Source organism: Acinetobacter sp. ABJ_C5_2 (assembly GCF_044538485.1).
Classification (GTDB): Bacteria; Pseudomonadota; Gammaproteobacteria; order Pseudomonadales; family Moraxellaceae; genus Acinetobacter; species Acinetobacter nosocomialis_A.
Map to the genome: position 1 here is coordinate 55771 of NZ_JBIUCS010000016.1, position 6991 is coordinate 62761.

Consider the following 6991-nt stretch of genomic DNA (forward strand, 5'->3'; position numbering starts at 1 on the left):
ATACAATGCAAATTCAAAATCAAGTACAGCTTAAGCCATTCAATACTTTAAGTTTAGATGTAACAGCTTCTCATTATACTAAGATCACGTCTGTTGAAGACATTAAAGAAGCTTTAGATTTTGCTAAAGCGCATGAGCTAAATGTACTTGTATTATCTGGCGGTAGTAATATGTTGCTACCGCAGCAAATTAATGCGTTAGTCATTCATCTTGATATTCAGGGTATAGAAGTTTTATCTGAAGATGAGGATTTTGTATGTGTCAAAGTAGGTGCAGGGCAAGTTTGGCACGATTTTGTTTTATATAGCACAAAGCAGAACTGGTTTGGCTTGCAAAATTTAGCCCTTATTCCGGGCTTAGTCGGTGCTTCACCAGTACAGAATATTGGTGCTTATGGTGTTGAGGTTGGTGAGTTTATTGAGTCAGTACAAGTTTATGACCGTAAATCTAAAGAGACTCAATCGATTTTGGCGGCCGACTGTCATTTTTCCTATAGACATAGCATTTTTAAAGATGATCCGACACGCTACATCATTACGCATGTCACCTTTAAATTACTCAAACAAGCTCATTTGAAGCTGAATTATGGTGATTTAAAGCAAGCGGTTGGAGACAACCTAACTGCCGAGAATTTACAAAATCAGGTTATCCATATTCGCCAAAGTAAATTACCCGATCCTAAAGAATATCCAAATGTAGGAAGTTTCTTTAAAAATCCGATTGTAAGTGCTCAAGAATTTGAACGCTTAATCACACAATTTTCAACAATTCCACATTATCCTCAAGCCAATGGCAACGTTAAAATTGCAGCGGGCTGGTTAATTGATCAAGCAGGTTGGAAAGGTCAACAACTTGGTGTAGTGGGGATGTTTCACAAACAAGCGTTGGTTTTGGTGAATTATGCCAATGCATCTCTTGCTGATGTAAAGAAAACTTATCAAGCTGTACAACATGATGTTGATCAGCGGTTCCATGTTATGTTAGAACCAGAGCCTGTGCTTTATAACAGTTTAGGTTTAATTGAAAATCATACGGAATAGGTCTATGCCAAAAGTACACTTGATGGTACGTTTTGTACAAGTAGTTACTGTGCTATTTGTACTATTAGGCTGTTTCGTGGTTTTTTTATATTCGCCATTTTACTCAAAACTTATTGTAGCTGGACTTAACTATTTTGTTCCGGTAGATGTGAATGAAGTGGCAGCGGAAAGCCAGCGACAAGCTGCATTAAGTGAACATGATAACTTAGAGCCAGGTTCAAACTTATGGATTGCACGTCAAGCTTATTTAAAGCTGACCGAAGATGCGATACGTGAAAAAAAGACTGCAGACTTGGGCTACATCCAAGAAAACTATAAAGCTTTGCAGCAAATTATTCTTTTAGAAGAAAAAGAACAAGAGCAGGAAGAAGAGGACGACACCTCAGCTGTAAGTGTACCTCTAGTTGCTAAAAACTCAGAAATTGATGCTGCTGATGAAGCAAGTAGTCCTATTGATGAGGCACTTTTTATTAATAGTTCTGAAAACAAAGCGCTTACCGAACAATATACTGAGTTTTTAGCCAGAAAACCTGTCGTACCAGAACATCAGAAAGCGGTAAGTGAGCCTGAGCAGAAAGTTGAATATGTACGTAAAAATCCGTTACCGACTCAACCTAAAAAGTTATCAGAACCCTACGCTATTGTGGTGTTAGGTGGTGGTTTAACTTTAGATAAAAATGGCAAAGATATTGTAGTTAACAGCTATACACGATTAAGACTGGAAAAAACGCTAGAAGTTGAAAAGCAAAACCATTTACCCATTGTATTAAGTGGTGTTGAAGCTCCTTACATGCAGGCTTGGTTGAAAGAACGTGGCGTTGATGCAAAATTATTAGAACAAAGAAGTATGAATACTTGTGAGAATACTCGCTTTAGTTCATTGCTGCTTCAAAAGAAAGGTGGTGCACCTACGGTGATGTTAGTCACAGATGAATATCATATGCCGCGTACGCGCCGTCTATTTGCTTTGAATGGCATCGAAACGATTCCAGTGATTGCCCCAATGCCAACAGCACTTACACGTTGGCAACCAAGTACACAAAACTACGATCATAGTCGTCGTGCAAATTATGAATTACTTGCGACAATTCGTGACATGTTATTTGGTTCAAGTGATTGTCGAGAGGTGCCTTAATGTCTGAGATTCCATTTCTCAATCCTGCCGTATTAAAACAATTAGATTTACCGGTGCCTAACCGTGATCTCACTCCGCAAGTTTTAAGTCCACTTAATTTAAATACATTAGAAGAACCTTCTCGTGAACTTTTAGCATACCGAAAATTATATGGTTTGCATTTGCTCGACTGTGACCATTGGCAAGGCTATGTTCAAATGCCTTTATTTCGTTTACATGTCCAAGTTTTTAAGCCTAAAGTAGATAAAGTACAGGGAACTGTATGTTTGTTACATGGTTATCTTGAACATAGCGGGATATATCAACCCATCATTCGTGAAATACTTGAACAAGGCTTTAGTGTAATTACCTATGATTTACCTGGTCATGGTTTGAGCAATGGTTCACCAGCAAGTATTCAAAATTTTGATCATTACCAGCAAGTTCTAATGGCTGTTTATCGGTATGTAAAACATGCAGATCAATTACCTAAACCTTGGGTTGGTATAGGTCAAAGTACGGGGGGGGCAATTTGGATGCACCACCTGCTTGAGTATGCAGAAAAAAGACAAGACCCAATTGTTGATAGAGTTTTATTGCTTTCTCCATTAATTCGACCTGCTAAAACTGCATGGTGGCATAATCCAGTAGGACTCGGCATTATTCGCCGCATAAAGCGTCAGGTTCCTAGACACTTTCGACGCAATAACCATAACCCTGAATTTTTAAGATTTATCCGTTTAAAAGATCCGTTACAGCCACGCATGATGGGTATGGACTGGATTTTGGCAATGTCAAAATGGATGCAGGAAATGGAAGAACGACCAGCTTGCCGTATTCCTGTCTGGTTGGCTCAAGGAGCATTAGATCAAACGGTAGACTGGCGTTATAACATTGAGTTTATTCGCCGTAAATTTAGACTTCAAACATTATTAATGCTTGAAGAGGGGTCTCACCAATTAATTAATGAACGTGCAGATATTCGTGCGGCTTTAACTGGTTTGATTCCAGCCTTTTTACATGCTAAGCCGAAACATTTTTATTATTAAAAGATTAATGCACTCACTCTAGTCAATAGATTGAGTGCATCAGTTAATTAAATCAGATGATTATTTTAAGCTTTGATAAAGTTCTACGAAATTTTTATATACTGAAGATTGCTTTTGCGGTGAATACATATTTCGCTCAATAATACCTTTATCAGTTTTAACTAATACATTAATATTTTTCGCGTTTTTAAATTCCTGTAAGAATTGACTTGGAATAATAAAGTATGTCGTCGAGTGCTTAGGAACAAGGCGACTGACATTTGTTTTCTCAGTAGCTTGAGCTGGTTTATAACTGAATTGTTTCCCATCAATATCAAATACTAATGAATTAATATCATAGAAGTTATAACTACTACTTAAATGTACATCTACACGGACTTGGTTTTTCTGTTGCTCATTCCATTTAACGAGTAAGCTTGGACAAAGTTCTGTAGGTAAGCAATTAAGCTGACCCGCTGTCTTTACCTCAGATGTTGTTGTCGTGGTATTAGACTTATACGAAGTCGTACTACAAGCTGCTGTAAGTAAACAAGTACCTAATAAAAATAGGGCTTTTTTCATAATGTAATTCCAAGAAAGCACGTTTAATATTATTTATCTTAGAGATGATAAATTTTACCCTTCATTAAAGAGTTTTGGGGCTTAAAAAAGTAAATGGTTTTGCAATTTTAAAGTCAGAAGTCGCATCTCCAGCATAGATATGGCTTTGCTCGGGACCGAGATCCAGTCTACGCGTTTTACCATCTTTAAAATTTATTTTCTTCAAGTCGACCCAAAATACATTTGGTGATAAGGCTGATTCAAAAAAATAAAGCATCTGTTTATGGTCTGCAACAGTTCTCCAGCGAGTCGATGAAATATTAGGCTCTTCTTGTGTATTTAATCCATATGGAACAGAGGCATTCCGAATAACACTAAATACAGAAGCCTGAGCTTGTTTCATATCATCAGTTTTTGGAATTGCATTAATATAAAATGATGCTCGTGCAAAACGGTCAGAAGCACGGTTAGTACCCGGAAGCATAACGGTACCGCCGATTTGTTTCCAATATTCAGCAAGTGCGAGCTGTTTATCAAATGTAGGGGAATTAGTCATAATTTGATAACTTCGGCTGTGATGAATCACTTGTTTTCCGCCAATATATTCAATGATTGCACTATCGCCTGTTTTATCGGAAATAGATAAATGGAGTGTTGTGAGCCTTGATTCGCCCGGAACGCTATCTGTCACGATTGTATAGGGCTCTTTCTCTAGAGCTTTAACGGCTTCGTCAACGGTTGCAAAATTATCGAGTACATACTGTGCCCAAGCTGCGATGCTTAATAATGGTTTATTAGATTTTTTTACATCTGGATATTGGGATTCGACTAACCATAAGACATTAGCGACCAAACCAGCCTCATTCATTCCATCGGTTGTAGCAACTTCATAACCTGTAGCAATAACGCTGCCATATTTAGACGTCCATTTTATTGAATTTGGTCCTGCACTCCCATCACGAGCAACACCACTCGGCAAAATCCATAAATTTGTGCCTGTATCAACCTTCCAGTCCATTGAGCGGGCTGTAATAACATGTTGGTCATTGCCTAAATATACCGCACGTGTACAAGCGGCTGCATAGCTACTTAAACCAACAGCAAGAGCAATAAAAGTGGGAATGAATGTTTTTTTTAACATGAGTGAACACCTTCTTGTTATAACAATTTGAGGATATTTATTTAATAAAATTAAAGTGTGTATATTATTTATACTTTTATGGTAGGTGAAAAATATAGCAAAGACAAATTAATAACAGAATTTTATTTAAATAAAAATCACATAATAAGTTAGAAAATAGAAGGGCATCACAATAAAGATGATACCCAAATAATCAATCTAATTTAAATTAAAAATGATTGGCATCGGCCATATTCCACATACGGTAATAGAAATTATCATCATCATTTTTTAGTTCAGATTGTAAAAGTTCTCCTTCTTTCAAGAAGAAATGCAATTGAGCATAGTTCTTGATTTCACGGTCATTTACACGCTGAGCCAAATGATGAGCTTTAATATCTGAAGGATGGCGTAAACCAGCAGCAGCAATCATTTCTGATAAGGCATGTAATGTATTTTTATGGAAATTAAACACGCGCTCTGCTTTAGTAGGTACATGTAGTGCTTTTTGACGGTCTTTATCTTGAGTTGCTACACCTACAGGACATTGGTTGGTATGACAACTTTGCGCTTGAATACAACCTACTGCAAACATAAAACCACGTGCTGAGTTAACCCAATCTGCACCTAATGCAAAAGTACTGGCAATATCAAATGCGCTAATAATTTTACCACTTGCACCAATTTTAACTTGGTCTCTTAGTCCAGCACCTACAAGCGTGTTATGTACAAAACGTAAGCCTTCACGTAATGGGGTGCCAATATAGTCACTAAACTCAATTGGTGCTGCACCAGTACCACCTTCAGAGCCATCTACCACAATAAAATCTGGAACAATTTTTGTTTCAAGCATTGCTTTTACAATGCTCATAAATTGCCATGGTTGGCCAATACATAGTTTAAAACCAACTGGTTTACCACCAGATAATGTGCGCAGCTTTTGCAAAAAGTGCATCATTTCAATTGGTGTTGAAAAGCTAGAGTGTTTTGCGGGGGAAATACAGTCGTGGTCACGTGAAACCCCACGAATTTCGGCAATTTCTGCGGTAATTTTATGTTTAGGTAAAATACCACCATGACCAGGTTTAGCACCTTGTGAAAGCTTCAGCTCAATCATCTTAATCTGTGGTAATTGAGATTGCTTGGCAAACTTTTGTTCGTCAAATTTTCCATCTAAAGTACGACAACCAAAATAACCACTAGCAATTTGCCAAACAATATCACCGCCATTTTCTAAATGATAAGGGCTGAGACTACCTTCACCAGTGTCATGATAGAAACCACCTAACTGCGCTCCTTTGTTCAATGCACGTATTGCATTCGCACTCAAACTACCAAAGCTCATGGCAGAAATATTCATAATGGATGCACTATAGGGTTGAAGGCATTGTGCATTACCAATTTGAATACGAAAACTCTTAGGATCTGCCGGTGGGCATGGACTAATTGAGTGCACAATAAAACGGTAATCTTGTTGGTATACATCAATGATTGAGCCAAAAGGTTTATCCGCATTTTCATTTTTAGCGCGTTGATAAACTAAGCTTCTTTGCATACGCGAGAAAGGTAGGGCATCTTGATCGGCTTCAATAAAGTATTGGCGAATTTCAGGACGTATATCTTCAAATAAAAAACGGAAATGGCCCATAATTGGGTAATTTCTTAAGATAGAGTGTCTATTTTGTAAGACGTCATATAAACCCAATAGGCTCAATGCACTAGTAACTACCCATAAACCATTGAGTAGTGTGTCTGAAATAAAATAATAGATACTATGAGGGGTGTATACGGTTCTAAACCACGTGATACTGAGTGCAGTAAAAATACACAAGAACCAGAGAGAATGGCGTGAAAAGAATGTATTGAGAAATTTATGTCGAATGATTTGTGCCGGACTCGCCATATGTGAACAAATTCCTAATGTTTTACTGGCACATACCTTGCCAAGAAGCAGCCCAAACTACAAGTAGGGAATTGTTAGTTGAAAATTAAATGACTATATATTTAGAAAGTGATAATGATATTTTGCTTGTGATGATCAAATATTCAGTAAATATAATATTGAGTAGATTATAGAAATGATTAAATTTTATAATGAGAATGTTGATTATAAATTTCATAGCTAAAG

6 protein-coding genes are annotated in these 6991 nt (G+C 37.2%); 3 read left to right on the forward strand and 3 right to left on the reverse strand.

The genetic code is table 11. From position 1 onward, the window contains the following. Positions 1-5 precede the first annotated feature (5 nt). The 3 genes from murB to ACH8JV_RS13335 are packed head-to-tail and all read left to right on the forward strand — an operon-like array spanning position 6 to position 3203. The gene (murB, locus tag ACH8JV_RS13325) at positions 6-1040 is read left to right on the forward strand and encodes a UDP-N-acetylmuramate dehydrogenase (protein ID WP_396521754.1); all 1035 of its coding nucleotides are present in this window, start codon (positions 6-8) and stop codon (positions 1038-1040) included. Positions 1041-1044: 4 nt separating this feature from the next. Further along, positions 1045-2175, forward strand: a complete 1131-nt coding sequence (locus ACH8JV_RS13330) for a YdcF family protein (protein ID WP_263613937.1) — start codon at positions 1045-1047, stop codon at positions 2173-2175. Beyond that, a complete protein-coding gene (locus tag ACH8JV_RS13335) occupies positions 2175-3203 on the forward strand; it encodes an alpha/beta hydrolase (protein WP_263613936.1) in 1029 nt (342 codons plus the stop codon). The genes ACH8JV_RS13330 and ACH8JV_RS13335 overlap by 1 nt, the downstream gene beginning before the upstream one ends. A gap of 60 nt (positions 3204-3263) precedes the next feature. Here ACH8JV_RS13335 and ACH8JV_RS13340 read toward each other — a convergent pair whose 3' ends face one another. The 3 genes from ACH8JV_RS13340 to ACH8JV_RS13350 all read right to left on the reverse strand — a co-directional run bounded on the left by ACH8JV_RS13340 (position 3264) and on the right by ACH8JV_RS13350 (position 6766). Beyond that, positions 3264-3767, reverse strand: a complete 504-nt coding sequence (locus ACH8JV_RS13340; RefSeq protein WP_081404935.1) for a hypothetical protein — start codon at positions 3765-3767, stop codon at positions 3264-3266. 61 nt (positions 3768-3828) lie between these two features. Beyond that, the gene (locus ACH8JV_RS13345) at positions 3829-4884 is read right to left on the reverse strand and encodes a linear amide C-N hydrolase (RefSeq protein WP_263613935.1); all 1056 of its coding nucleotides are present in this window, start codon (positions 4882-4884) and stop codon (positions 3829-3831) included. Positions 4885-5092: 208 nt separating this feature from the next. Further along, entirely contained in the window at positions 5093-6766 is a 1674-nt protein-coding gene (locus ACH8JV_RS13350; RefSeq protein ID WP_274786156.1) for an FMN-binding glutamate synthase family protein, read from the reverse strand. Positions 6767-6991 lie beyond the last annotated feature (225 nt).